Below are 442 nucleotides of genomic sequence, written 5' to 3' on the forward strand. Positions count from 1 at the left end.
GAATTTGCTGGCGGAGGAGGAGAGATTCGAACTCTCGAACGGTTTCCCGTCGCCGGTTTTCAAGACCGGTGCCTTCAGCCACTCGGCCACCCCTCCGCACTTTTATCTGTCGTTGTTAAGCAGGACAACGTTGCATGCATTAACAGAACAACTGATGGCGCGCATTATAGGGAAGCATCAGGCGTTTGCCAAGTGAAATCACACCCAGATTGTTGAAATTATGTGCTTTTATGCGTTTATTTTTCAGTTGACCAGAAAGCAGGCAAATACGAGGTTCCGGGGATGAGATGAGCAATACCAGTGCAGAAGGGGATAAAGCAAAACGGGCCAGCTTATGCTGACCCGTCGAATGTGATGGCGGAGGAGGAGAGATTCGAACTCTCGAACGGTTTCCCGTCGCCGGTTTTCAAGACCGGTGCCTTCAGCCACTCGGCCACCCCTC

1 tRNA gene is annotated in these 442 nt (G+C 51.8%); it reads right to left on the reverse strand.

Going from position 1 to position 442, the window contains the following annotated elements:
* Positions 1-8: 8 nt before the first annotated feature.
* Positions 9-96: transfer RNA gene (locus BG55_RS00005), tRNA-Ser, on the reverse strand.
* Between the last annotated feature and the right edge of the window lie 346 nt (positions 97-442).

Source organism: Erwinia mallotivora, from assembly GCF_000590885.1.
Classification (GTDB): Bacteria; Pseudomonadota; Gammaproteobacteria; order Enterobacterales; family Enterobacteriaceae; genus Erwinia; species Erwinia mallotivora.